The organism is Snodgrassella sp. B3088, assembly GCF_026535815.1.
In the GTDB taxonomy this organism is placed as follows: domain Bacteria; phylum Pseudomonadota; class Gammaproteobacteria; order Burkholderiales; family Neisseriaceae; genus Snodgrassella; species Snodgrassella alvi_E.
Window position 1 is genome coordinate 187,703 of the sequence record NZ_JAFNPG010000004.1, and the last position, 24,098, is coordinate 211,800.

At 44.5% G+C, this 24,098-nt stretch carries 29 protein-coding genes and 1 pseudogene; 15 read left to right on the forward strand and 15 right to left on the reverse strand.

The window, feature by feature from the left end; translation table 11 throughout:
* Positions 1-22: 22 nt before the first annotated feature.
* The 7 genes from kdsC (at position 23) to J3U75_RS04115 (ending at position 4,563) form a co-directional block, all read left to right on the forward strand.
* Positions 23-556, forward strand: a complete 534-nt coding sequence (gene kdsC, locus J3U75_RS04085; protein ID WP_267390778.1) for a 3-deoxy-manno-octulosonate-8-phosphatase KdsC — start codon at positions 23-25, stop codon at positions 554-556.
* Positions 553-1,137 carry an LPS export ABC transporter periplasmic protein LptC gene (gene lptC, locus J3U75_RS04090; protein WP_100151757.1) on the forward strand — a complete coding sequence of 195 codons (585 nt, stop codon included), beginning with the start codon at positions 553-555 and terminating at the stop codon, positions 1,135-1,137. The genes kdsC and lptC overlap by 4 nt, the downstream gene beginning before the upstream one ends.
* A gap of 19 nt (positions 1,138-1,156) precedes the next feature.
* The gene (gene lptA / locus J3U75_RS04095; RefSeq protein ID WP_370387856.1) at positions 1,157-1,621 is read left to right on the forward strand and encodes a lipopolysaccharide transport periplasmic protein LptA; all 465 of its coding nucleotides are present in this window, start codon (positions 1,157-1,159) and stop codon (positions 1,619-1,621) included.
* A 9-nt stretch (positions 1,622-1,630) separates the two neighbouring features.
* On the forward strand, positions 1,631-2,374 hold the full coding sequence (lptB, locus tag J3U75_RS04100; protein WP_100140416.1) for an LPS export ABC transporter ATP-binding protein: 744 nt from the start codon (positions 1,631-1,633) through the stop codon (positions 2,372-2,374).
* A gap of 6 nt (positions 2,375-2,380) precedes the next feature.
* Positions 2,381-3,760 (forward strand): RNA polymerase factor sigma-54, encoded by a 1,380-nt coding sequence (gene rpoN / locus J3U75_RS04105; RefSeq protein WP_267390662.1) that lies wholly within the window; start codon positions 2,381-2,383, stop codon positions 3,758-3,760.
* A gap of 69 nt (positions 3,761-3,829) precedes the next feature.
* Positions 3,830-4,162, forward strand: coding sequence for a ribosome hibernation-promoting factor, HPF/YfiA family (gene hpf, locus J3U75_RS04110; RefSeq protein WP_100140417.1), 333 nt, complete (start codon positions 3,830-3,832; stop codon positions 4,160-4,162).
* 197 nt (positions 4,163-4,359) lie between these two features.
* The gene (locus J3U75_RS04115) at positions 4,360-4,563 is read left to right on the forward strand and encodes a glycine zipper 2TM domain-containing protein (protein WP_100140418.1); all 204 of its coding nucleotides are present in this window, start codon (positions 4,360-4,362) and stop codon (positions 4,561-4,563) included.
* Between the two features lie 65 nt (positions 4,564-4,628).
* On the opposite strand, the gene J3U75_RS04120 is transcribed toward J3U75_RS04115, so the two are convergent.
* Complete coding sequence (locus J3U75_RS04120) at positions 4,629-6,194, reverse strand: TerC family protein (protein WP_267390664.1); 1,566 nt, start codon at positions 6,192-6,194, stop codon at positions 4,629-4,631.
* A 275-nt stretch (positions 6,195-6,469) separates the two neighbouring features.
* On the opposite strand from J3U75_RS04120, the gene yihA reads away from it, so the two are divergent.
* Positions 6,470-7,120: a ribosome biogenesis GTP-binding protein YihA/YsxC gene (gene yihA, locus J3U75_RS04125; protein ID WP_267390779.1), complete on the forward strand. Its 651-nt coding sequence runs from the start codon at positions 6,470-6,472 to the stop codon at positions 7,118-7,120.
* A 132-nt stretch (positions 7,121-7,252) separates the two neighbouring features.
* Here the strand turns inward: yihA and J3U75_RS04130 are convergent, their stop codons facing one another.
* The 14 genes and pseudogenes from J3U75_RS04130 to hisB all read right to left on the reverse strand — a co-directional run.
* A complete protein-coding gene (locus tag J3U75_RS04130; RefSeq protein ID WP_100140420.1) occupies positions 7,253-8,662 on the reverse strand; it encodes a sensor histidine kinase in 1,410 nt (469 codons plus the stop codon).
* A gap of 40 nt (positions 8,663-8,702) precedes the next feature.
* The gene (locus J3U75_RS04135; RefSeq protein ID WP_100140421.1) at positions 8,703-9,386 is read right to left on the reverse strand and encodes a response regulator transcription factor; all 684 of its coding nucleotides are present in this window, start codon (positions 9,384-9,386) and stop codon (positions 8,703-8,705) included.
* A gap of 162 nt (positions 9,387-9,548) precedes the next feature.
* Positions 9,549-11,357 carry a PglL family O-oligosaccharyltransferase gene (locus J3U75_RS04140; RefSeq protein ID WP_267390667.1) on the reverse strand — a complete coding sequence of 603 codons (1,809 nt, stop codon included), beginning with the start codon at positions 11,355-11,357 and terminating at the stop codon, positions 9,549-9,551.
* Positions 11,358-11,460: 103 nt separating this feature from the next.
* Positions 11,461-12,243 (reverse strand): twin-arginine translocase subunit TatC, encoded by a 783-nt coding sequence (gene tatC, locus J3U75_RS04145; protein ID WP_267390668.1) that lies wholly within the window; start codon positions 12,241-12,243, stop codon positions 11,461-11,463.
* Positions 12,244-12,720 carry a Sec-independent protein translocase protein TatB gene (gene tatB / locus J3U75_RS04150; protein WP_267390669.1) on the reverse strand — a complete coding sequence of 159 codons (477 nt, stop codon included), beginning with the start codon at positions 12,718-12,720 and terminating at the stop codon, positions 12,244-12,246.
* Positions 12,721-12,729: 9 nt separating this feature from the next.
* Positions 12,730-12,930, reverse strand: a complete 201-nt coding sequence (gene tatA / locus J3U75_RS04155) for a Sec-independent protein translocase subunit TatA (protein WP_100140424.1) — start codon at positions 12,928-12,930, stop codon at positions 12,730-12,732.
* 85 nt (positions 12,931-13,015) lie between these two features.
* Positions 13,016-13,363, reverse strand: coding sequence for a phosphoribosyl-ATP diphosphatase (locus J3U75_RS04160; RefSeq protein ID WP_267390670.1), 348 nt, complete (start codon positions 13,361-13,363; stop codon positions 13,016-13,018).
* A gap of 15 nt (positions 13,364-13,378) precedes the next feature.
* The gene (gene hisI / locus J3U75_RS04165) at positions 13,379-13,792 is read right to left on the reverse strand and encodes a phosphoribosyl-AMP cyclohydrolase (RefSeq protein ID WP_267390671.1); all 414 of its coding nucleotides are present in this window, start codon (positions 13,790-13,792) and stop codon (positions 13,379-13,381) included.
* 49 nt (positions 13,793-13,841) lie between these two features.
* Positions 13,842-14,609: an imidazole glycerol phosphate synthase subunit HisF gene (hisF, locus tag J3U75_RS04170; RefSeq protein ID WP_267390672.1), complete on the reverse strand. Its 768-nt coding sequence runs from the start codon at positions 14,607-14,609 to the stop codon at positions 13,842-13,844.
* 33 nt (positions 14,610-14,642) lie between these two features.
* Complete coding sequence (locus J3U75_RS04175) at positions 14,643-14,918, reverse strand: hypothetical protein (RefSeq protein WP_267390673.1); 276 nt, start codon at positions 14,916-14,918, stop codon at positions 14,643-14,645.
* 199 nt (positions 14,919-15,117) lie between these two features.
* Positions 15,118-15,858 carry a 1-(5-phosphoribosyl)-5-[(5-phosphoribosylamino)methylideneamino]imidazole-4-carboxamide isomerase gene (hisA, locus tag J3U75_RS04180; protein WP_267390674.1) on the reverse strand — a complete coding sequence of 247 codons (741 nt, stop codon included), beginning with the start codon at positions 15,856-15,858 and terminating at the stop codon, positions 15,118-15,120.
* Between the two features lie 49 nt (positions 15,859-15,907).
* Complete coding sequence (gene hisH / locus J3U75_RS04185) at positions 15,908-16,555, reverse strand: imidazole glycerol phosphate synthase subunit HisH (protein WP_267390675.1); 648 nt, start codon at positions 16,553-16,555, stop codon at positions 15,908-15,910.
* A 147-nt stretch (positions 16,556-16,702) separates the two neighbouring features.
* Positions 16,703-17,410 carry an ATP-binding cassette domain-containing protein gene (locus J3U75_RS04190; protein WP_267390676.1) on the reverse strand — a complete coding sequence of 236 codons (708 nt, stop codon included), beginning with the start codon at positions 17,408-17,410 and terminating at the stop codon, positions 16,703-16,705.
* 293 nt (positions 17,411-17,703) lie between these two features.
* Positions 17,704-18,285 (reverse strand): annotated as a pseudogene (gene hisB, locus J3U75_RS04195) (imidazoleglycerol-phosphate dehydratase HisB); the annotation flags it as partial.
* A 253-nt stretch (positions 18,286-18,538) separates the two neighbouring features.
* Here hisB and J3U75_RS04200 point away from each other — a divergent pair.
* The 7 genes from J3U75_RS04200 to J3U75_RS04230 all read left to right on the forward strand — a co-directional run bounded on the left by J3U75_RS04200 (position 18,539) and on the right by J3U75_RS04230 (position 24,091).
* Positions 18,539-19,501: a PhoH family protein gene (locus J3U75_RS04200; RefSeq protein ID WP_267390678.1), complete on the forward strand. Its 963-nt coding sequence runs from the start codon at positions 18,539-18,541 to the stop codon at positions 19,499-19,501.
* Between the two features lie 9 nt (positions 19,502-19,510).
* Complete coding sequence (locus J3U75_RS04205) at positions 19,511-20,350, forward strand: SDR family NAD(P)-dependent oxidoreductase (protein WP_267390679.1); 840 nt, start codon at positions 19,511-19,513, stop codon at positions 20,348-20,350.
* 78 nt (positions 20,351-20,428) lie between these two features.
* The gene (locus J3U75_RS04210; protein ID WP_267390680.1) at positions 20,429-21,031 is read left to right on the forward strand and encodes a TetR/AcrR family transcriptional regulator; all 603 of its coding nucleotides are present in this window, start codon (positions 20,429-20,431) and stop codon (positions 21,029-21,031) included.
* 158 nt (positions 21,032-21,189) lie between these two features.
* Positions 21,190-22,182: an MDR family oxidoreductase gene (locus J3U75_RS04215; protein WP_267390681.1), complete on the forward strand. Its 993-nt coding sequence runs from the start codon at positions 21,190-21,192 to the stop codon at positions 22,180-22,182.
* A gap of 150 nt (positions 22,183-22,332) precedes the next feature.
* Complete coding sequence (locus J3U75_RS04220) at positions 22,333-22,941, forward strand: Maf family protein (protein ID WP_267390682.1); 609 nt, start codon at positions 22,333-22,335, stop codon at positions 22,939-22,941.
* A gap of 23 nt (positions 22,942-22,964) precedes the next feature.
* Entirely contained in the window at positions 22,965-23,207 is a 243-nt protein-coding gene (locus tag J3U75_RS04225) for a hypothetical protein (protein WP_267390683.1), read from the forward strand.
* Positions 23,208-23,467: 260 nt separating this feature from the next.
* A complete protein-coding gene (locus J3U75_RS04230; protein ID WP_267390684.1) occupies positions 23,468-24,091 on the forward strand; it encodes a LexA family protein in 624 nt (207 codons plus the stop codon).
* Positions 24,092-24,098 lie beyond the last annotated feature (7 nt).

The following is a 24,098-nucleotide window of genomic DNA, read 5'->3' on the forward strand; positions in this document are numbered from 1 at the left end:
TAAGGGTATGTTGATGAATGCAATGATGTCGGCTACTGCACGATTACAGGCTGCAAAGCAGATCAGGCTGTTTATTATGGATGTAGACGGTGTACTCACTGATGGCCGTATCTTTATCAGAGATAACGGAGAAGAAATCAAAGCATTCCATACTCTAGACGGGCATGGGCTGAAAATGCTGCACCGGCACGGAATTCAGACCGCTATTATAACCGGACGCGATGCCCCCTCGGTGGGCATTCGTGTCCAGCAACTGGGTATTAAGCATTACTTTAAAGGAATTTCTGATAAGCGCAGTTGTTATCAGCAACTGCTGGAACAACTGCAACTTTCAGAACAGCAATGCGCCTACATTGGAGATGATGTAGTGGATTTACCGGTGATGAAACACTGTGGTTTGGCTGTGGCTGTGCCAAATGCACATACACTGGTATTACAGCATGCTGACTATGTCACTGAGGCTGCCGGCGGTGCTGGGGCAGTACGTGAAGTATGTGATTTACTGCTGGATGCACAAGGATTTATGGCAGCGGAAATGGCGGAGTATCTGGCATGAGTGTGCTTCGCAGCCGCGGTAACTGGGCGTTTCCACTGATACTGGCAGTGGCGCTTGGCGGTGTAAGTTTCTGGCTTGACCGCATTACTGAAGTTAAGACAGTGGAAATCCCGCTCAATCCGAAAGAACCGAAATACGTTATCAATACTATCCACGGTGAAAGATTTGATGATAACGGCCAGCTGAGTGAATCCATCCAAGCCTCTGCTGCACGGCAGTTTCCTCAGCAGACGGTGATTTATATCGATAATCCCGATATGAGTCTGTACAAAAATGGTACTGAGTTGTACCGGATTCAAGCCAAGAGCGGCCAATATTACACCGACAGCCGTAAAGTAGATTTGCTTGGTCAAGTAAACTGGCTCAAACACCAAGTGGGTGATGAACCGGAAGGACATCTGCAAACGAGTATTTTACATGTAGATACTCAGACTCAGGTAATTAAAACTGATGCGCCGGTTGCGTACCGGTATGGTATGTCAAGTGGGACATCACAAGGTTTTGAATATGACAAACAGCGTGGTTTTTTAAATCTTCCCGCGCGTGTAAGGGCTATTATTTATGATCCGCATTCACATTAGTGGTAAAGTTCTAGCAGCCATGATGCTGCTGACTGGCAGCATGCCCCTCTGGGCTCTGGACAGTGACCGGCAACAACCAATACAGATTGAGGCTGATCAGGGCTCTCTGGACAAACAGAATCAGACAACGGTATTCACTGGTAATGTTAAGATGCGTCAGGGCACGATGTATATGAATGCTGCCCGTGTTACCGCCCACAAAGATAATGCCGGCAACCAAACCATCATTGCAGACGGCAAACCGGCAACTTTTGGTCAGCAGCTGGAAAAAGATGGCATGGTATTTGGTCACGGCGATAATGTCCATTACGAAAGCCAGAGTGGCATTGTTACTATTACAGGCAACGCTCAGGTAAACCGCGGGGGAGATATGGCTCGTGGTGCTGTGATTGTTTATAACACCAATACCGAGGTTTATACGGTGAAAAGCGCGCCTAAAGGGCGGGTACACGTGATTATCCAACCGCAACAGAAAAAGAAATAAGCCAATCCCATGAATGAAACTCCTACTGCGCCGCAAAGCCAGCTATGTGTCAGCGGCCTGAAAAAAAGTTTTAAACAGCGACAAGTAGTCAACGATGTTGCTTTGGAAGTAAACAGTGGTGAGGTAATCGGCTTACTGGGACCAAATGGTGCCGGTAAAACCACTAGCTTCTATATGATTGTGGGACTGATTGCAGCTGATGGTGGCTGCATCACACTGGATGGTCAGGACATAACTCATCGGCCGATTTACGAGCGTGCCCGTTTGGGTCTGGGTTATCTGCCGCAGGAAGCTTCGATTTTCCGTAAGATGACGGTAGCACAGAATATCAATGCAATTCTGGAAATCAGCTATCCGCCGGAAAAACGTGCAGAACAGCTGGAATTACTACTGGCAGACCTGCACATAGAACATTTACGTAATAATACTGCTCTTTCGCTGTCTGGTGGTGAACGCCGCCGTGCAGAGATTGCACGGGTGTTGGCGATGAATCCGCGCTTTATTCTGCTGGATGAACCATTCGCCGGAGTAGACCCAATTGCACTGATAGATATTCAGAATCTGATTTCTTTCCTGAAACAACGCGGTATCGGCACCCTGATTACCGACCACAATGTACGTGAAACACTACGTATCTGTGACCGAGCTTATATTATCAATCAGGGTAGCGTTCTGGCTTCCGGCGTACCGGAGGAGCTGGTTAATAATGAGCAGGTACGCGCTGTTTATTTAGGTGAGCATTTCGAGTATTAGGTGCGTATGCAAAAGCCTGCCGCTCAACTCAAACTCAATCTTACCAATCGTCTTAGCCCCAGACTGCAACAGTCGTTACAGGTGTTGCAATTATCTGCACTGGAATTACAGGAACTGGTATCAGGCTGGTTGGCTGATAACCCTTTTCTGGAAGAAATTGAAAATTCAGCTGAAGATATTAGCCCTCAGACTCAATATGTACAGCCACCTCAACATGGCTTTATACAAAATGAAAGCGATATCTGGGAAACGCTGGCGGATGAACCCGATATGTATACGCTGCTGCGCCGGCAGGTATGCGAATTTGATTTAGATGTAGACACAGCAGCACAAGTTTATTTTTTGATTGATAATTTAAATGAACAGGGATATCTGGATTGCAGTCTAACTGACCTTGTAGAAAATTCACCACTGGAATGGCGGCTGGATGAAACCGAGCTTGCTCATGCTCTTTCTATTCTGCAACAGTTTGAACCAGCCGGTGTGGGCGCACGTAATTTGCAGGAATCACTACTATTGCAGGTGGATAACCTGCCAGACTCCCACGATGCAAATAAAAAAAACATTCAAAACTGTGCACGGTTACTAATCAGCGACTATTTCGGACAATGGCTAAGTACCCATCAATTCAAACAGCTATGCCGGCAACTACCACAGTTTTCTACCGCCACACTCGAAGCAGCCTGCAAACTGATTGGCTGCCTCAACCCTTTCCCCTGTTATGGTTTACCAGACGGCCACGGTATTCTCGCAATACGCCCAGATATGGAAGTATTTACTGATAACAATGGCTGCTGGCAGATTCGTATTTTGCGTAATGCGTTTCCTCAATTGCGGATTGAGCCAGCTGCGGAAGATTTGTTACAACAGCCGCATCCGGAAATAGATACCATGTGTAAAAACAAGTGGCAGGAAGCTCAAACTTGTCTACATAGTCTGCAGATGCGCAAAAACACCCTGCAACGTCTGGGAGAATGGATTGTGCAGCAACAGCAGGATTTTTTCAGTTTCGGTTCGCTGGCTTTGGTTCCGTTAACCATTAAGGAAACGGCACAGACACTTGAGCTTGCAGAAAGTACCATTTCCCGCGCCATTAATCAGAAATACCTTACTTGCTCTCAGGGTGTTTTTCCTCTGCGGTATTTTTTCAGCCAATCTGTAGCCGCAACGGATGATGGTGCAGGCAACAGCCAAACAGCAATTAAATCTTTGCTGCAAAGCATGATAAACGAAGAAGATGCAAAGCATCCCTATTCTGACGCCTATCTGGTCAGCCAGCTAGCCAAGCAAGGAATTAAACTGGCGCGGCGTACAGTGGCAAAATATCGTGAGGCCTTGAAAATTCCGCCGGCGCACCAACGTAAAGTAAAGTTTAAGAATTACTAATTAACTGTTTACCTTCTTTAAAATTTGTTTGGTCTTCACTAAAACCCTTTTATTAAAAGGAGTCAGGCTATGAATCTTAAATTTGTTGGACAGAATCTGGATGTAACCCCTGCTTTAAAGGATTACACACTAAACAAGCTAGAACGCATTAGCCGCCACGCGGATCAGGTAATCAGTGCCACCGTTACATTTTCAGTACTAAAAGTTCAGAAAAAAGCAGAAATCAATTTACATCTTTCTGGCAAGGACATTCATATTGATTGTGTAGACAATGATATGTATGCAGCTATTGACTGTCTTATGGATAAACTAGATCGCGCCGTGATTAAATATAAGGAGAAAAAGCAGCCTTCCCGTGAGACACCAGAAATCGTGGCTGACACTATTAAAGAAACAGACTAGCTGGACGCCACTTTTTCTATATCAGAAAACTGCATTATTTTTAATAATGCAGTTTTTCCACCAGACTATCTTCTCACTGATATAATTAACACAGTAATAATATATTGTTGACTTTCTATACATTCGCCAGCAATATAGCAATATAATGAAGAGTTAATACACACGATAAATCTATTTTCTTACAAAGAGGCATATATATGAAATCCAAAATGAAGACATTAGCTGTAATAGCCGCAGTAGCAGCATCTCTTTCTGCCTGTGCAGATATGACTCCGGCTCAGCGTCACACTGCCGAAGGTGCAGTAGTGGGTGGTATAGCTGGTAACCTGATGGGTAAAGACACAGGTGCCACCTTAGGTGGTGCTGCATTGGGCGGCGTAATTGGCAGCCAGATTAAATAAGCAAGTACGAAATGAATAAAGCCTGCTGTACTAGCAGGCTTTTTTTATATTCTGATAAATTCAGATTATTCTGATTCAGGAAGTTCAATTTTGCTGATGCGTACTCTTTCCAGCCGATGTCCGTCCTTACTTAAAACCTCAAAACGATAACCAGCATAATCAATGGTATCCCCCACATCCGGAATATCCTGCATTTCTTCCATTATCAGTCCGGCTACTGTGTGATATTCGGCATCTTCCGGCAAAGTTGGCAAATGCAGATGCTGAGCCAATATTGCATATTCAAGGCTGCCATCTACCGTGACACTTTTGTCAGCATTTTGCTGAATACTTGGCGCATCAGCACGCTCATACTCTTCTGGAAAATCACCGGCAATGGTTTCCATTAAATCCTTCATGCTCACAAGTCCGAGTACGGCACCAAATTCATCCACCACCAGTGCAATATCGGCACTGCGTGAGCGGAACAATTCCATGGCATCCAGCACAGTACTGCTGTCTGGTAAAACCAGTGGTTGACGCAGTGCGGCCTGTATATTCAGTGCTTCACCTTTGAGTAGCTGATTCAGAAGATCTTTTTTATTAACAAAACCCAGCGGTTCATCAATACCGGCTTTGCCAACCACCACCAGTCTTGAAAAAGGTGTGTCTTGTAACTGCTGATGCTGCTGCTCACGCGTTTGCGATAAATCCAGCCGCTCGATATCACTGCGCGGCGTCATCACACCCATGATGGGGCGCTCGGCCAGCGTCAGCACACTCCGAATCATGGATTTCTCATTTTCTTCGAAATGCTCATCATCTTCGGTTGGGGTACCATTCTTGGCCAGCTCCTTTTCACGCAGCCCCATCATACCCAGCACACTGTCTGCGGTACGGTAGCGCCACGAACGGCCGATCATATCGTTACGACGGGTATTTCGCGTAGAAATCTGGTTGAAAATCTCAATTAGTATGGAGAAAGCAATGGCTGCATACAAATAGCCTTTGGGAATTTCAAAATGTAGACCTTCTGCAATCAGACTGAAGCCAATCATCAGCAAAAAACCAAGACATAACATCACCACAGTAGGATGGCGGTTTACAAACTCGGTAAGCGGACCACTAGCCCATATCATCATCCCCATCGCGATTATTACAGCCATCATAGCCACAGTGATATGTTGTACCATCGCGACAGCAGTAATCACAGAATCAAGTGAAAAGACTGCGTCCAGTACCACTATTTGTAAAACCACACTCCAGAAACTGGCATAGACAGCCACATTGGTAATCGAAGCCATAGCGGTATGGCCTTCAAGGCGTTCATGTAATTCAGTGGTGGCCTTGTAAAGCAAAAACAATCCACCGCCGAACATAATCAAGTCCTTAACCGATATACCAAAACCTCCGATATGCACAAACGGCTTCGTCAGGGTGATGATAAATGACATCAGTGCCAGCATCACAATCCGTATCAGTACGGCTAGAGTAAGGCCGGCGATACGAGCATGGTCGCGCTGTTTCGGACTGGCTTTATTTGCCAAAATAGCCACAAATACCAGGTTGTCGACACCTAAAACAATTTCCAGAATTACCAGGGTAATTAGTCCCACCCACGTGGCCGGTTCTCCCAACCAGCTAAAATCCATTTTCTTTTCCTATACGTTAAACGGAAACAGGCAGCCTGCTGCACGAGCAAAGCTGCCTGAAAATCAGAGAAAACCAGTCTACACGCACACTCTTGCGGCCCGAGACCCCGTCTTTCATCTGAACATTTCCTAAAAATAAACTTCTTATCAGTTTAGCAGTATGCAACAAAAAATCAAGTACCACACCATTAATCCGGCGTTAACATCTGTTTTCGAAGCCGAATCAGACTTAAAAACATGGTATGCTACAGCCTTATTTTCATATTTTGTTACTCATGAATCTGTTTCGTCACGCCCGTTTCTATACTACTGTTAATCATTTAAAAGACCTGCCAGACACACGTGCAGAAATTGCTTTTGTTGGCCGAAGTAATGCAGGCAAATCCAGCGCCATTAATACCCTCACTAACCACACGCGTCTGGCCTACGTTTCCAAAACGCCAGGGCGTACCCAACACATAAACTTTTTCGAACTGACAAACGGCGGGTATATGGTAGATTTACCCGGCTACGGTTATGCTCAGGTGCCAGAAGCAGTACGCAGACACTGGGTCAGTTTACTGGGAGATTATCTACAGACACGGACTCAGCTTATTGGGCTAATTCTAATTATGGATGCACGCCATCCTCTGAAAGAGCTAGACAAACAGATGCTGGATTTTTTCGCTGTAACCAATCGTCCCTTGCATATTCTTTTATCCAAGGCTGATAAATTATCCAAAAATGAGCAAATTAAAACTTTAGCCTGTGTCAGAAAAGCGTTACAACCATACATTGTTCGCCAGCAAGTTTCGGTACAACTTTTTTCCAGCCTAAAAAAGCAAGGTATGGAGGAAGTTAATCAGATTGCTGCAAGCTGGTTTGCTCAGAATGCTACCCTGCCAGCAATTGAAACCGAAACACCTGCCTCCAAGGCAGGCAAGTAATTGATGTGCTTCAAGACAAACTTACACTAAAGCTAGAAAATTCTTCAGCTCAACCAGAAATATTAAGCAATTAGACACAAAGCCGGATAAAGACTGTTACTTTATCCGGCTTAATTTTTCAGTAATATATTATCAACTCTTATTCTTCTGTCGATTCCGGTTTCTACTTGGTGTAAATTTAGGCAGCAAAAAATGCATACTCAGGCCTTTTGGCTGTTGATTATCTGCGTATATCTTGCCATGGTGGCGATCAATAATATGTTTGGTTAGAGCCAGACCAAGCCCCGTTCCTGGCTTATTGGCACTGCTGTCCGCCCGATAAAAAGCAGTAAAAATATGCGGCAGCTGGTTTTCAGCAACCCCCGGACCATTATCACTAATATCCACCTGCCATTGCTGCTTACCGCCCTCATGCAGATGAATTTTGATTTCACTACCATCTGGGCTGTAATTTATTGCATTACGAACAACATTATCAAAGGCGCGGTACAAATAGCTTTCGTTTGCCTTCACCATTGCCGTATCCGGAATATCACACTGCCAAGATAAAGTCTGTTGATGTTGCATAGCTACCGCCTGATTGTCTTCAACAATCTGCTTGATAACTGGCACCAAGGCTAGCGGTTCCAGCGTTATAGGTAAATCAGACGTTTCCAGTCGAGACAGAGTGAGTAGTTCACCAACCAGCAAATCCATACGTCCAAGTTCACTTTCCAGCCGCTGTAAATGCTGTTCTTGCTTCTGTGGCTGTACCTGTATCAAGCCAATAATTGCCTGCATGCGAGCCAGTGGCGAACGCATTTCATGCGAAACGTGATGCAGCAAATGGCGTTCTTTTTCCACCAGCTTTTGCAATTTATCCGCCATATTGTCAAATTGCACTGCCAATGAATAAAGTTCATCACGTCGTTCTGATAGCTGATGTGACACACGTGTCTGTAGATTGCCATGAGCCAGCCGATCCATACCCCGCCACAACACACGAATTGGCTGGGTAATATTATTGGCCAAAATATATGCCGTAAGCAGACCAACAATAATAATAAAGCTGAGAATTATAAATTCGTGCCAAACCGGTGCAATCGGCAAACCGGGAATAAAAAACGGGCTAGGCGGACGTGGTGTACGCTCATGATTCCAGCCGCGAATCATAAACAGATATTCCTCGCCAAGAGAATTATAGGATATCTGCACCAGTTTTGAATTAGGATGCGACAAGGCAAACTCATGAGCCTTATCAATGTCCTCAGGGTCTATAGGACGGCCAAGAATATCATTTTTGTTATCACCGGTAATAACATAAAGATTTTCACCGCCCGGACTGTTTCCCCATTCCAACAATTGCTCACGAATACCGGCATCACCACGTGCTTGAAAGGCATTCATGGTACTGCTGAGCAAATTTTCTTCAAAATTTCGCTGTTGCTTGAAGCGGGTCTCAGCAAGCGTATTCTGCACCAGCCAAAAAGAAGAGCTGGCCACAAAAATCGCACAAACAATCACTGCGCAGAATGTAGCAAATATACGGGGAAACAGTTTCATAATTTAAAACAGGCTGTTTAACAACAGCCTGTATTCTGGTTCAGTTTTTAACAAACAGATAACCCAGACCACGTACAGTCTGAATCAGACTAGCATTGCCCAGCTTATGCCGGATACTAGAAATATGTACATCAATACTGCGGTCAAATTTGGCCAGTTTTCGATCCAGCGCTTCCAAAGACAAAGTTTCCTTACTTACCACTTGTCCTGCGTGGCGCATTAGTACTTCAAGCAGATTGAATTCTGTGCTGGTCAGCTCTAGTGGTTCTTCATCAATGGTAACCTGACGTTTGGCCGGATACAGCACCACCCCACTGGCTGAAATACTGTTAGGAATTCCATTCTGATCATTGTCTTGACTCTGGTGTGTACGACGTAAAATGGCATTGATTCGAGCCAATAATTCGCGAGGCTGGCAGGGTTTTGGTACATAATCGTCTGCACCCATTTCCAGACCTATAATTCGATCAATATCGTCGCCTTTAGCAGTCAACATAATAATTGGAATCTTACTTTGTACACGTACCGTTTTCAGCACATCCAAACCGTTCATTTTCGGCATCATGGAATCCAATACCACCACATCGTACTGACCGGTTAAAATTTCTTTCACACCTGCTTCGCCATCGGCAACACGACTCACTTCCAGCCCTTCAGCTGTCAAATATTCAGTGAGTAACTCTGTCAACAAATTATCGTCATCTATTAATAACACACGATTCATATCATCCTCCTAAATGGAAGTGCACATTCTGTATTGACTACAGACGTATTTACTATATTTACACTTGATATCTTAACATGTAGGTTGGAATTATCTTTACAATAGCAAGGCTTTTGCTCACTTTTTCATTAAAAACCACAATGTTAAATATCTGTCTGAACACTACATACAATTCATTTTCAGCGCACTTTGCTGCTGATATTTCAGGCAATCCTGCTGCATTTGTTGTATTGCTGCGACGGAATATGGTTGATTTCTGATTCTGCTTATAAAACTAGGAATCATTCCGGGATAGTAATGACTTACCTCTGTAAACCAGTCATGAGCAGCCGTTTTTTGCTGTGCCTGCTCAAGGTAAAGTCCACGTATGAATGTGTTGCTGTAAGGTCGATATCTTCCCGCCAACAATGCCGCTTGTTTACCCCATAATGGTAAAAAAGAATCAGTAACATTCAGTTTTTCGATAACAGCCATGTCAACATAATAACGCATAAAGTACATATGCTTACGCAAATTATGCAATCTGCTCATTTGCTCAGCCTGCGCTATCTGACCATTAGCACGAACTTTTAAAAATTGTTGATACAGCAGCATTTGCCAGATCATCATCAACATGGCGATTAAAGCCAGAATCGCTCCAGCCTGATTGGAGAACTTAGAAACAGGCCGACAGGATTTTGTTAATTGAGCGCTCGTAATCGGTGTCAATGCCATAAATAGAACAAATATAGCAAGAAAATAGCTATACCAAAGCGGATATTCCAACATACTGTGGCATAAAGAAACCAATATCATACTTACTAAAACAATTGAAGCCGGATTAAATCCCTTGCGTAGATGTGGCCAGATCACCAAAGCAAAACAAGCCAACACAATTAACAGACCAGTAATACCGGTTTCTGCCAATAGCTGTAACACCAGATTGTGGCAGTGTGTAAATAGCACCGTGTTTTCATATTGGCGGAAACCATTCGGATACACATCTGCAATTGCAAATCCCTGATAGGCATAGCTACCCCAGCCATAACCAAACCATGGGGCACTTTTAAAAATTAACCATGCCTTATGCCACTCCATATGGCGCCCTGACTGAGCAAACCCACCCTGCTCCAGCCGAGCAGTACCAGACTGAAAACTAATATGAAGAAAAAAATCAAACAGTGGGCTCAATACCAGTTGAAACAGCAATACCAAGCCAATGGCAATAGCCAGTTTCATTAAAAAACGATTAGCAGCAGAACCCGCACGCCAACGCCAGAAAAACAGTGATAACCCGATAACCAGCACATACAGAATAATCGTACGAGAACCAATCAGCCCCATTACACCGGTAAACCAAAATAGCAATGGCCACACCACCCATTTCGGCAGGCGTCGCTGCTGCCACAAAAAACACAAAGCCAGCACGCCCCACATCAGGTAATGTCCTAGATGATTGCGCTGAGCTAGCTGACCATAAATATAATGATTTCCTGGTCCACGCAATATTCCCGGAATCCAGCTATTTACACCCATAAACTGCATTAAACATACTAGAGACTGTAATAGCACCCCCAGTACCAACGCCATAGCCAAAATCGTAACAGCCTGAGTCTGGCCGATGCGAATAACCCATCCACGCGCCGCCCAAGCAAGTATAGCCATTACCACAAAAACTAATGCGGTCAGGTCGGACTGACTAGCATATGTAAGATTCATTACTCGTGCCTGAATCACAAGCAATAGTGCCAACACCAACAGTACAATACTACTGTTGGGCAATGAAAATTTGGTTTTGCGAGTCAGTACCGTCAGCCCAGCAAGACATAGCACAAAAAATAATGTTCCTGTTTCCAGATAAAAACTAGACAGGGTACCCACGCGCCAGCTCGACATAAACGGCACAATGCACAGCGACAACATTCCCAACCACCAGACCCATGTAGCAGAGCGGTAAATATTCGAACACGAATCAATTGGCGACTGATCCATACAATTCTCCATCGAACAACGTCGTTAACTGTCTTGAATTTATTTATAAACAGGCTGCCTGAAAATGTTCAGGCAGCCTGTTTATTTCAGTATAAAAATTAATTTATTGTCTTTGTACCGGATATGATAAAGAGGACTTTTTCTTATCACTGCCAACACAACGACAAACCAAAATCCCGATTTCATAAAGAAAAATTAAAGGGATCGCAAGTAGCGTTTGTGACAGAATATCTGGCGGTGTAACCACTGCCGCCACGACAAATGCACCAACCACAACATAAGGGCGAGCTTTTTTCAACTGAAGCACAGATACTACCCCTATTCTGTTTAACAGAATTACCAGTACCGGAACTTCAAATGTTACTCCAAATGCCACAAACATACCTAATATAAAAGACAGATATTTGTCGATATCGGTAGCCATGCTTACCCCAACAGGTGTAATACCAGTCAGAAAACGGAAAATAACTGGGAAAACCAGATAATAGGCAAATGCCATTCCCAGAGTAAACAAAAAGACACTGGCAATTAATAGAGGCAGTATCAAACGTTTTTCATGACGATAAAGGCCAGGAGCTATAAAGGCCCAGACTTGATATAACGTATGTGGCAATGTTAGTAAAAAAGCAGCCATCATTGTCACCTTCAAAGGTACAAAAAACGGCGCAATCACTTCGGTTGCTATCATATGCTGTCCAGCTGGCAGATTCACCATCAAGGGTTCAGCAACAAAAGTATATATTTTCTGTGCAAAAGGCACCATAATCGCAAAGCATAACAATAGGATAGCCAGAATCCACATCACACGGCGACGTAATTCCAACAGGTGATCTATCAGTGTCAATTCAGTATTTTCATCTACCGGCATTACTATTACTCTGCTCATTTATCCGTGCCGGCGTATACGCAATTTAGGCGTAATACGATGTCGGGGACGCATATCGCGCCGGCGTTGTATCGCCTGCCGATGAAGCGAAACCCGATGCACCAGCGGAGCATCAGACAAATTTATACCACTGTAGTGCAGTGGCTCGGAAAGGTTCATCTTGGTTTCAGTCTCTGCTGCTTCATCAGTAGCGATCTGACGTTTTAATGCATCTACCTCGCCACGTATACTACGTACATTATTATTAACATCAAGCTCAAATGACCGCGCAGCGGCCTCAATACTGTCACGTGCTTGTCTAAATTCTGCTACCCCAGTCTGCTCGCTTAGTTCGGTCTTAACATTATTGATGAAATTCTGAATACGCCCCACCCAGAGACCAGCACTGCGTGCCACCTTAGGTAGACGTTCCGGCCCCAGAACCACCAGAGCCACTACCGCAATCAGCAGAATCTCTCCAAAACCCAAACCAAACATAAATACCTTCTAAACTTTACTATCGTCTTTATTATGTTCGATTACATCATCTTTTTTCTGTGCTTCACGATCACTTTCATTCAGACCCTGTTTGAAATCATGTACAGCACCGCCCAGATCTTTACCAATATTACGTAACTTTTTGGTACCGAAAATCAGTACTACAATCAGCAATACCACTGCCCAGTGCCAAATTGAAAAACTACCCATGATGCTTTTCCTTTACCTCAACTACTTAAAAAACATGCGCCCGCCGTATGAAGACAGCAGCGCATATTCAGAAATTTGGTTGCAATTACTGCGGCTGACGACTGGCTTTTTCAGCCAATCCAGACACATGCTGTCGCTGTTGTAACTCCTGTAAAACTTCTTCTACGCGAATCTGATGATAGGTCAGCAATACCATAGTATGAAACCAGACATCAGCTACTTCCTTAATCAAATGATGCTTGTCACCATCCTTGGAAGCCATCAGCACCTCGCCTGCTTCCTCGATAACTTTCTTCAAAATTTTATCTTCACCACTTTGTAATAACTGAGCTACATAAGAAGTCTGTGGCGAAGCCTCGCGTCTGGAATCCAGCACATCAGCTAATTCAGTTAAAATCATGGCTACATCTGCTGCAACCGGCTTAGTTGTCATCATGTTCTCTTTATTTTATTTATGTTTCTGAGCGCACTCAGACTGGGTATATATTTCATTTTCTGATTTAATAACAGGATCGGTACTTATCCAGTCATTATTCCGATAAATGCGGTAAAAACAGCTAGCATGTCCGGTGTGGCAGGCAATACCACCCTGCTGTTCAACCAGCAGAACTAGCGCGTCACCGTCACAATCCAAACGCAGCTCATATACCTTTTGCGTATGCCCAGACTCTTCACCTTTCATCCACTGCCTCTGTCGTGAGCGGCTGTAATAATGTGCAAAACCAGTAGCAACAGTCTGTCTCAACGCTTCGGCATTCATCCATGCCACCATCAGCACGCGCAAAGTGCGCCTGTCCTGAACCACAGCGCAGACCAATCCCTTATCATTCCACTTTACCGCATCCAAAAGCGTATTGATCACAACTATTGTCCTTATTTTCTAACAGACATTCAACCTATATATAGACAAATTAAATACGCATTTCAATACCAGCCTGCTGCATGGCTAATTTAGCGTCATGAATCCGTACTTCACCAAAATGAAAAATGCTTGCTGCAAGTACCGCATCAGCATACCCCATCTGCACACCTTCAATCAGATGCTCAATATTGCCAACACCGCCCGAAGCGATTACTGGCACACTGACAGCATTACTTACCGATTGGGTAAGTGGTATATTGAAACCAGCTTTAGTCCCATCTCTATCCATGCTGGTTAGCAAAATTTCCCCTGCTCCACGCATGGCCATATTTTTCGCCCATTCCACTGCATCAAGTCTCGTTTGACGCCTGCCACCATGGGTAAAAACTTCCCAGCGTGAATTTTCAGCATCCACTGCTTTAGCATCCACGGCCACAACAATTGCCTGATTGCCAAAAAAAGCACTGGCCTCATTAACAAGGTCTGGATTGCTGACAGCGGCTGTGTTAATTGAAACCTTATCTGCACCGGCATTCAGAAGGCGGCGGATATCTTCAACACTGCGCACACCACCTCCTACAGTCAGCGGAATAAATACCTTACTAGCTACCGCTTCGATAACATGCAAAATCGTATCGCGATTATCTGAGCTAGCAGTGATATCAAGAAAAGTAAGTTCATCCGCCCCCTCATCATTATAGCGCTGGGCAATTTCCACTGGATTACCGGCATCGCGCAGGGAGATAAAATTAATCCCTTTCACAACACGCCCATTGTCCACATCCAGACACGGAATAATGCGTTTGGCTAAAGCCATAATGCCATCTTTCTCAGCTAAACTATATGGTAATTATTTTATCCAGTGCTCAACCAGAGCAGGAATATTTAATTGTAAATAGTAATAGATAACGCCGACTACAATCGAATAAATAAGCGCACTGATGGTACCCAGTGCAACAATATCAAACAGCCAAATTGCGATAAAGACAAAAAACCATTGCACAATCCAGCCTAAAAGCCATGCACTATTCACATCCGGCCATGCATGCTGCATAATACAGTTAATCCCTATCATCGCAATGATATAAATGCTGGTTTCAAAAAAAATCTGCCTTGACCGATTCATGCTAAGAACCAACCACAATGCCAAAATCAGGGAACTTAATATATTAATCATTACTCGGTCTCCATAAGTACTGTAAGGTTATTGTTAAATAAAATATTCAGCTTATCTATCACCTAGCAGCTCTGATCAAAATATACAGATACTTTACAGCTACAGCATAAAACTGAATGCAGATATTTTGATGCACATAAAATGAGAACTAGTGTTCGTACTGATCCGCTATTTTCTGTGCTGTTGCCAAATCGAGCGTACCTTCATAAATAGCACGCCCAACAATGGCTCCGGCAATGCCATCCTTTGCGACAGCACACAGGGCTTCCACATCGGACAAATCAGTTACCCCGCCAGAAGCAATAATGGGTATAGATGTCTGTTGAGCCAATTTGACTGTGGCATCAATGTTGACCCCGCTCATCATGCCATCACGGCCGATATCCGTATAAATAATACTATTTACACCATCATCAGCAAAACGTTTGGCCAGCTCTGTTACCTGAAAATCTGTTATCTTCGCCCAGCCGTCTGTTGCCACCATCCCATTTTTTGCATCAATTCCAACAATAATTTGCCCGGGAAAGGCAGCACAAGCCTGACGCACAAATTGCGGGTTGTTTACCGCAGAAGTACCAATAATGACGTAGCTCAAACCCAGCTGCAAATAGCGTTCTATTGTCTGCAAATCACGAATTCCACCTCCAAGCTGCACCGGCACATTATCTGCCACCTGTTTCAGTATATCTTTGATTGCGGTCATGTTTTCTGGTTTTCCGGCAAACGCCCCATCCAAATCCACCAGATGCAAGCGGCGAGCTCCTTGGGCACACCAGCTCAAAGCCATCTGTGCAGGATCATCAGAAAATACGGTGGCCCGCTCCATCAGGCCTTGTTGTAAGCGCACACACTGTCCGCCCTTTAAATCAATTGCAGGAATCAATAACATATTAAATTCACATAATCTAGACGAGTTGAAAACAGATACTTTAAGGACACTACTGCGTACCATCCCACTTTAAAAAATTACCTAGCAACTGCAAACCCGCCACATGGCTTTTCTCTGTATGAAACTGTGTGGCAAATACATTATCTCTGCCCACGATACAGGCAAAATCTTCACCATAATCTGACATACCCAATACCAGAGATGATTCCTGCGGCGCCAAATAATAGCTATGTACAAAATAAAACCATTCATTCTGCGATATACCGGCAAATAGAGGGTGCTGCTGAGTCTGATGAACACGGTTCCAGCCCATATGCGGTATTTTCAGCGGACGATTATTCACAGCTACAATGGATTGAAACCGCTTAACACAACCAGGAAACCAGCCCAAGCCGGATGTATTACCTTCTTCGCTGTGTTCAAACAGTAGCTGCGCACCAACACAGATACCGAAAAACGGTTTACGCTGCAATCCATCCATTAATGCTTCTGCCAAACCGCTTTTCAGCAAAGCTGCCATACAATCTGGCATGGCACCCTGTCCGGGAAAAATTATTTTGTCTGCTGCATAAACCTCATCCGGTTCAGACGTCAGCATAATTTCAGCCTTAATCTGCTGTAACTGACCAGCCGCCTGAACTGATTTCAGCACCGAATGCAGATTACCCATACCATAATTGACAATAGCTACTTTCATTTTCACATCTTTATCAGAATTTACTGTATTAACTTTAAGCAAGGTAATCCGGAATTTGGTTAAAAATAACGGGCTGTATGCAAATAAACAGCCCGTTATCATACCTTAAACCAAGTTAACTGAAAATCTGAAACCAAACCATTCTCATTATACGTAGCTAAAATTCCAAAGTGGAAAGAAACCACTTTCTTCCTTTAGCATCTCCATAGGTTCGGCTTCCACATTACTTTCTACATTATTATCTTGTCGATAAGCCAATTTTTTCACATCCAGCTCACTGGCTAAAACCAGTCCATCCATCAGCAATGCTTTCATCACTGTCTGCAAATCAACATCCCTGTCTGCTTCAGCATGCTGCTGCATCGCTTTATTCAACAAAATGACTTGTGGCCGCACACATAAACTGCGCGCCACCGCTACTAGAAACTGTTCACCAGCGGATAAATCTGCCGGAAATTTCAATGCCTGACGATATAAACCCACCTGAGACAGATAATTTAATGCTTTACTATGCGCTTCTAAACGATCCAGATGCAATACTTTCATTTGCATCAATGTCAGATTATCGACCACATTCAAATGCGGAAACAGATCAGCATGTTGCCACACTCTCACTATCTTAGTTATAGCATCATGAGACTGTTCAGTTTGCAAATCGACCTGCATTAATTTGTCTAAATAATATTCAGATTCAAAATCAGGCTGAAAACTAGCCTGAGTTTCATACTTCATATTCTCAGCATCGTTGTGCTGCCAATATTGGATAGGCCTTACATCAATTACCATTACATCATCATTCATTTGTCTACCTTGCTCTAAATCAAGGTCATTACATATTCCAATCAGCTTATCCATATCCGAACCTGTCAGACTGGCAATAAAAAAAATTACTAAAACAACCATCAGACCCGACAGATACACACTATCACAAAAAAACAAAAAAATACACAAATAAAAGAATATTCATAAATGTTAATTATAAAAAATTTTATTTACACAACAAATTGAATAAAAACATTATTATACTTATAACGATGTTTACAATAACACCTTATCTGTTCTTTCAAAGCAATAAATCACATAAGCAGGATTAAAAAATAATCCGCTAATGTACACTCATTAACGGATTATTGAAATCAAACTAATATTTATGCAGTCAAAGTACCCTTAGTAGAAGGCATTACTCCAGCCATACGCTCATCCGCAGCTACAGCCATACGCAGAGCACGACCAAACGCTTTGAAAATTGTTTCAGCCTGATGATGCGCATTCACACCACGCAAATTATCAATATGCAGCGTGATCATTGCATGATTGACCAGTCCATGAAAAAATTCACTAAACAAATCAACATCAAAGCGTCCAATTAACGCACGGGTAAATTCAACGTTATACACCAGTCCCGGTCGTCCCGATAAATCAACCACGACACGGCTTAGCGATTCATCCAGCGGCACATAACTGTATCCATAGCGGGCAATTCCACATTTATCGCCTAACGCCTGCTTCAGTGCCTGCCCCAGAGCAATACCAATATCTTCAACAGTATGATGGTCATCAATGTGCACATCGCCGCGACAGCGGATATCCAAATCAATTAAACCATGACGGGCAATCTGATCAAGCATATGCTCCAGAAAAGGCACTCCCGTATCAAACCTGCCTACACCAGTACCATCAAGATTTAAACTTATCTGAATTTTCGTTTCACTGGTATTCCGTGTAATCTTCGCAGTTCGCATGCAATTTTCCATCCGCAGAATCATTGATAAGCTTGCGGGCGTATATTGCCAGCAGCATCCCTCTATTTACCGCCACAATCTATACCAAGTCCTGCCCGCAGGCAAGGCCAATCAGCCATTTTTAAATAGCCAATCAACAATTCAGCCCCTGTAACAGCAAATATTATTATCATCAAGTCACCCTTGCTTTCGACCAGCTTGACTACATATTAAAAATTGTTCAATTGCATTAAGTCTAACCATGAGTCAAACCAGCCATTACCAGCTCGAACCCATAGATAACACTGCCTTGCAACGCCTGTGTGGCGTTCTGGATCAACATATTGCCACTCTGGGCAAAGCACTGAATCTGGAAATTACCCGCCGCTTTGACCATTTCACTTTAACCGGCACTCAAATCACACAAGGAATCAACGCACTGGAGAGTCTAGCCACAATTGCACGCCAACGCGACCTAAATGACAGCGATATCCAGCTGGCTGCTGTAGAGGCCAAAACCACCACCCAGCCTGAAACCAATCATCAAGAACCCAAAACTTGGACCCTGCGTACTCGCCGCGGTAACATTGGCGGCCGTACCCCGCGGCAGAACAGCTACATACAGGCCTTATTAAAACACGATGTAGTATTCGGATTAGGTCCTGCAGGTACAGGTAAAACCTATCTGGCAGTAGCAGCAGCTGTCGATGCCATCGAAAAACATCAAGTAGAACGAATTGTACTGGTACGGCCTGCCGTAGAAGCAGGTGAAAAGCTCGGTTTTCTGCCCGGTGATCTGACACAGAAAGTCGATCCCTATCTTCGTCCCTTGTATGATGCTCTTTACGATCTGATGGGCTTTGACCGCGTCACTAAACTACTTGAAAAAGGCTTGATAGAAATTGCTCCTCTCGCTTATATGCGCGGGCGTACACTAAACGGAGCCTACATCATTCTGGACGAAGCACAAAATACCACACCGGAACAGATGAAAATGTTTCTTACCCGTATTGGATTTGGTGCCAAGGCTGCTATAACCGGTGATACCAGCCAAATTGATTTACCTAAAAATATCAAAAGCGGCCTGAAAGATGCCCGTGAAAAGCTCAGCAACATTGACGGTATTTATTTTCATGTATTCACCAGTGAAGATGTCGTACGCCATCCATTGGTACAGAAAATTGTCGATGCCTACGAAGCCGCTGCGGAAAACGAACTCCGATAAGGTCATCACATGCAAAAAAACATTTTGATTACCGGCTGCTCCAGTGGCATTGGCTACGCCACCGCCAAATTATTACGCCAAGACAACTGGCGAGTTTATACCAGTTGCCGTAGCGCTGAAGATGTTGCACGTTTACGTGCAGAAGGTTTTCACTGCCTCCAGCTGGATATTACCAGTGATGAACAAATACAAACCGCTTTTGATACAGTACTGAGTGAATTCGGCCATCTGGATGCGCTATTCTGCAATGCCGGCTACGGACAAACTGGGGCCGCTGAAGACATCAGCCGCACAGCTTTGCATGAACAGTTTAATACCAATGTATTCGGTACATGGCAATGCATCAATGCTGTCATGAAAATATTTCGGCGTCAGCAATACGGCCGTATACTAGTTAATTCCAGCATACTTGGATATGCCGCTATGCCGTGGCGTAGTGCCTATAACAGCTCTAAATTTGCACTGGAAGGACTATGCGATACTCTACGCTTGGAAACCCATGCGAGCGGTATTTATATCAGTCTTCTCGAACCCGGACCTATAGCCACACATTTTCGACCCAATGCGCTGGTTAAATTCAAACAGTACATTGATGTAGAGAACAGCGTTCATCGTGCTGCCTATCAGGCTCAACTCAGCCGCTTGCAAGCCACAAGCAGCGTCGCTCCCTTTACATTAACGGCTGAACAATGTGCCATCGTTTGTGCGCGCGCCCTGAATGCCCACAAACCTAAAGCTCGCTATCCGGTTACCGTACCGGCACATCTTTTCTGGTATTTAAAAAAAATTTTTCCTATCACGTGGCTGGACTGGCTTTGTCGTAAAGCCGTCAGTAAACAGGGAAAGTAACAGCTCTTCAATCTGCCTGAAACATACCATACCAAAAATTCAGAACAATACAATAGTACGATGACAGAACCAGCTACAATGCCAACGTTATCCCGTAAAGGCCGTAATACCAAAATTGCGCTTATCCGCAGCGGCGTGGAAGCCATGACCACATACGGCTACAACAGTGCAAATATTGAAAGCATACTTAAAAAAGTAGGCGTCCCCAAAGGCTCTTTTTATTATTATTTCAAAAGCAAAGAAGAATTTGGCTATGCCATACTCGATTACTACAACAGTTTTTTCACAAAAAAACTACAACAGCATTTACTCAACGAAAACATATCTTCTGCACTAGCCAGAATCAAGGCATTCTGTACAGATGCCAGAAACAGCATGTCTGAATACCATTTCAACCGCGGCTGCCTAGTTGGTGAGCTAATGCAGGACGAATGCTTGCTTCCGCCGGATTACCCCGCTTTACTCAGCAATATTTTACACAACTGGCAGCACCTCATCGCCAGCTGCTTACGGTTGGCCCAGCAGCAACATGAAATAAACCAGCAAACAGACTGCAACCAACTGGCGTGTTTCTTTTGGCTAGGTTGGGAAGGAGCAGTCAGCCGAGCCAAACTGCTGAAAAATGCCACACCACTAGACACATTTACCCAACAGTTTTTCAATTTAATCAAATCCGCCTAACGCACCCCAGCTGCCAGTCACATTAGCTACTTCAACACGTCTTTTTCGCTTTAACCAAACCAACCGCATTGACCAATTAACCAATTGCTCATTACTGACAACCAGCCTATAATCAAAATTAGACCATCCGTCTAGTTATTCCTAAAAGGCATAATGTCATGTTATCTAAGGCAATATACTTAGTAAAAACTGAAAACGGTTTTTCCTGCAGTATTCAACACATCAAAGAAGAAAATCTGCTACAACAAACAGGCGATACCCTGATACAAATTCAGTTTTCTAGTCTGAACTATAAAGATGCTCTGGCCATCACTAATAGCGGCCCCATAGTAAGGCAATGGCCGATGGTACCCGGCATAGACGGTGCCGGTACCATTATTCGCAGCAGCAGCGAGCACTTTAAAGCTGGAGATGGCGTCATCTTAAACGGCTGGGGCTGTGGCGAAACCCATTGGGGCTGTCTGAGTCAGTATGCCTATCTTAAATCAGACTGGCTTATCCCCTTACCAGCCGGCTTAAGCACCCAGCAAGCCATGATGATCGGTACGGCCGGATATACAGCCGCCCTTTGTGTTCAACGCATCATCAAACATGGCATTACTCCAGAACACGGCAACATTCTTATTACCGGCGCCACAGGAGGTGTCGGTTCCGTTGCCATTATGTTACTGGCTCAATTAGGCTATACCCTCACCGCTGCTACCAGCAAAATCAGTAACACCGATTATTTGCAACAACTAGGCGTACACCACTTCATTGACAGTAAAACACTGGCCAGTGCAGAAAAACCATTACAAAAACAACAATGGGCAGCTGCTATAGATGTACTCGGTTCACACAGCTTGGCTAACATCTGTGCCCAGACCCAATATGGCGGTATCGTCACCGCATGCGGTCTGGCTCAGGGCATGGATTTACCGGCCACAGTAGCCCCTTTCATACTTAGAGGCATTACTCTAGCCGGTATCGACAGCGTTATGGCACCTTACTCTCAACGCATAGCAGCATGGGATTTTCTGGCCAAACATCTGAATACACAGCAACTGCAGCACATTGCCCACACTATCAGCCTGAATGAGTGCCCTGAAACCGCTCAAGACATCATTAAAGGCAAAATCAGAGGTCGGTTTATCGTTGATGTAAATCTCTAACCAGACAAAACCAGCCCGCTGCTCGTAACTGGATCTAGACCAAAATCCAGCCGCACCGATATCCAGAGAAAAAACCATTTTGCGTAAGGCAATGCTAAAATAACCACAATCAACCGATAACATACACACCCAACACACCATTCCTTATCAATGAACCCGCCTACCGTCTACCTTGCTTCCGGCAGCCCCCGTCGGTATGAAATCCTCACCAATCTTGGCTACCGTGTATTGCGGTTGCCCGCAGAGATTGATGAAACGCCCTACTCAGGCGAAAACGCTACTGAATACGTCCAGCGCATGGCGCGTATGAAAAACAGCGCAGCACTCAGTACATGGCACCAGACACAGCAACAGCCACCGGAATTTCCGCTGATCAGCGCCGACACCACCGTTAGCCTGAATAACCTCATTCTGGGCAAACCAGTCAACACCGACGATGCGGCACGCATGCTCAAACTACTTTCAGGCCGCCAGCATCAGGTACATACCGCTGTTTCCATCTACTGGCACAACCAAACCCTGCACAGCCTGCAAACCAGCACTGTACACTTTGCAGCCTTACAGGATGAACAGATTACTGCTTACATTGCCAGCGGCGAACCACTGGACAAAGCCGGAGCCTACGGCATCCAGGGGCTGGGCGGAATGCTGGTTCAGCACATCAGCGGCAGCTTTACCGGTATCATGGGCTTACCCGTTTATGAAACCACCCAGCTACTCAACCAATGCGGCTGCACTCCACTTACCAATCCAGATTAATCCACACAATATCTATATTCATCATGAAAATACTGCCTTTACTACCTATTTTCGCCATTACCAGTCTGGCTGCCTGCTCACACCATGAAAATTATCGCAGCGCCAGTGAAGCCGCAGCCATCACCGCCTCCGATGTACAAAACGCTCACCTTGAAGCTACCACTACCCTCGACCGGATTGCTGATGAAACCGCCTCAGATAGCATTATCCCATCAACCTCTGTTAATTCTTCCCGACCGGCCTCTATACCTCAGCCACCAAACTAGACAACTCCCAGCTATACTTACCACCTAAAATTATCCAAACGCATAGTGACTGCGCAACGATCTCACCCATTCACCTGCAATTAATAACAATGATTCAGAATAATCAAAAAATCACAAAACCGGTTAGCTTACATCAACAGAAGTAATATCCAACCGCATAACCCACATAAAAACAAATCATTATCAGCAAACTACAGCCAGATACAATTGACGCAGAAAAATCACAACTCTACCATTCTTGATTAAATAACTTAATCAAGATGAGCATATTAGTGGTTGATACAACAGCAAAATCCAACACACATGGTGGTAGCAGAACCGGCGCTGGACGCAAAGCCAGAATTGCCGGACCAAAAATAGTCAAACGCATCCCCGTCAGCCTAATACCAACAGTAGAGCACCTGATTGATCAGCTAGCTGACAGTCCATTACAACCAGCACAACATCTACCACTCGACTGCTGGAAAATGGCCAGCGACCTCAGCCAGCTAAGCATTCCACTGGCCACAGAAACCATTCCTGCCGGCTTCCCCAGCCCGGCAGAACCATACATCAGCGACTATCTGGATTTCAACCAGTACCTGATCAAAAATCAGGCCGCTACCATTGCCGTACGCTGCGGCGGAGATTCCATGCACGATGCCGGCATCAGTCGTAACGACCTGCTTATCATCGACCGTTCCCTCACCCCTAAACACCGCGACATTGTCATGGCCGATTTAGGTAACGAATTCACCATCAAACGCCTGCACAGACTCGACAACGGCAACGTCGAACTGCATTCCGAAAACAGCAGTCAATCCTATCCTAACTTCAAATTCAGCGAAGGAGACACCCTTGCCATCGTCGGCGTCGTTACCTATGTCATCAAACACGTCCGCTAACCCATAA

Coding starts and splice junctions, on each gene's coding strand:
- kdsC (WP_267390778.1), top strand. CDS start 23: ATGATGTCGGCTACTGCACGATTACAGGCTGCAAAGCAGATCAGGCTG.
- lptC (WP_100151757.1), top strand. CDS start 553: ATGAGTGTGCTTCGCAGCCGCGGTAACTGGGCGTTTCCACTGATACTG.
- lptA (WP_370387856.1), top strand. CDS start 1,157: ATGATGCTGCTGACTGGCAGCATGCCCCTCTGGGCTCTGGACAGTGAC.
- lptB (WP_100140416.1), top strand. CDS start 1,631: ATGAATGAAACTCCTACTGCGCCGCAAAGCCAGCTATGTGTCAGCGGC.
- rpoN (WP_267390662.1), top strand. CDS start 2,381: ATGCAAAAGCCTGCCGCTCAACTCAAACTCAATCTTACCAATCGTCTT.
- hpf (WP_100140417.1), top strand. CDS start 3,830: ATGAATCTTAAATTTGTTGGACAGAATCTGGATGTAACCCCTGCTTTA.
- J3U75_RS04115 (WP_100140418.1), top strand. CDS start 4,360: ATGAAATCCAAAATGAAGACATTAGCTGTAATAGCCGCAGTAGCAGCA.
- J3U75_RS04120 (WP_267390664.1), bottom strand. CDS start 6,194: ATGGATTTTAGCTGGTTGGGAGAACCGGCCACGTGGGTGGGACTAATT.
- yihA (WP_267390779.1), top strand. CDS start 6,470: ATGAATCTGTTTCGTCACGCCCGTTTCTATACTACTGTTAATCATTTA.
- J3U75_RS04130 (WP_100140420.1), bottom strand. CDS start 8,662: ATGAAACTGTTTCCCCGTATATTTGCTACATTCTGCGCAGTGATTGTT.
- J3U75_RS04135 (WP_100140421.1), bottom strand. CDS start 9,386: ATGAATCGTGTGTTATTAATAGATGACGATAATTTGTTGACAGAGTTA.
- J3U75_RS04140 (WP_267390667.1), bottom strand. CDS start 11,357: ATGGATCAGTCGCCAATTGATTCGTGTTCGAATATTTACCGCTCTGCT.
- tatC (WP_267390668.1), bottom strand. CDS start 12,243: ATGAGCAGAGTAATAGTAATGCCGGTAGATGAAAATACTGAATTGACA.
- tatB (WP_267390669.1), bottom strand. CDS start 12,720: ATGTTTGGTTTGGGTTTTGGAGAGATTCTGCTGATTGCGGTAGTGGCT.
- tatA (WP_100140424.1), bottom strand. CDS start 12,930: ATGGGTAGTTTTTCAATTTGGCACTGGGCAGTGGTATTGCTGATTGTA.
- J3U75_RS04160 (WP_267390670.1), bottom strand. CDS start 13,363: ATGACAACTAAGCCGGTTGCAGCAGATGTAGCCATGATTTTAACTGAA.
- hisF (WP_267390672.1), bottom strand. CDS start 14,609: ATGGCTTTAGCCAAACGCATTATTCCGTGTCTGGATGTGGACAATGGG.
- J3U75_RS04175 (WP_267390673.1), bottom strand. CDS start 14,918: ATGAATCGGTCAAGGCAGATTTTTTTTGAAACCAGCATTTATATCATT.
- hisA (WP_267390674.1), bottom strand. CDS start 15,858: ATGTTATTGATTCCTGCAATTGATTTAAAGGGCGGACAGTGTGTGCGC.
- hisH (WP_267390675.1), bottom strand. CDS start 16,555: ATGAAAGTAGCTATTGTCAATTATGGTATGGGTAATCTGCATTCGGTG.
- J3U75_RS04190 (WP_267390676.1), bottom strand. CDS start 17,410: ATGGATAAGCTGATTGGAATATGTAATGACCTTGATTTAGAGCAAGGT.
- J3U75_RS04200 (WP_267390678.1), top strand. CDS start 18,539: ATGAGTCAAACCAGCCATTACCAGCTCGAACCCATAGATAACACTGCC.
- J3U75_RS04205 (WP_267390679.1), top strand. CDS start 19,511: ATGCAAAAAAACATTTTGATTACCGGCTGCTCCAGTGGCATTGGCTAC.
- J3U75_RS04210 (WP_267390680.1), top strand. CDS start 20,429: ATGCCAACGTTATCCCGTAAAGGCCGTAATACCAAAATTGCGCTTATC.
- J3U75_RS04215 (WP_267390681.1), top strand. CDS start 21,190: ATGTTATCTAAGGCAATATACTTAGTAAAAACTGAAAACGGTTTTTCC.
- J3U75_RS04220 (WP_267390682.1), top strand. CDS start 22,333: ATGAACCCGCCTACCGTCTACCTTGCTTCCGGCAGCCCCCGTCGGTAT.
- J3U75_RS04225 (WP_267390683.1), top strand. CDS start 22,965: ATGAAAATACTGCCTTTACTACCTATTTTCGCCATTACCAGTCTGGCT.
- J3U75_RS04230 (WP_267390684.1), top strand. CDS start 23,468: ATGAGCATATTAGTGGTTGATACAACAGCAAAATCCAACACACATGGT.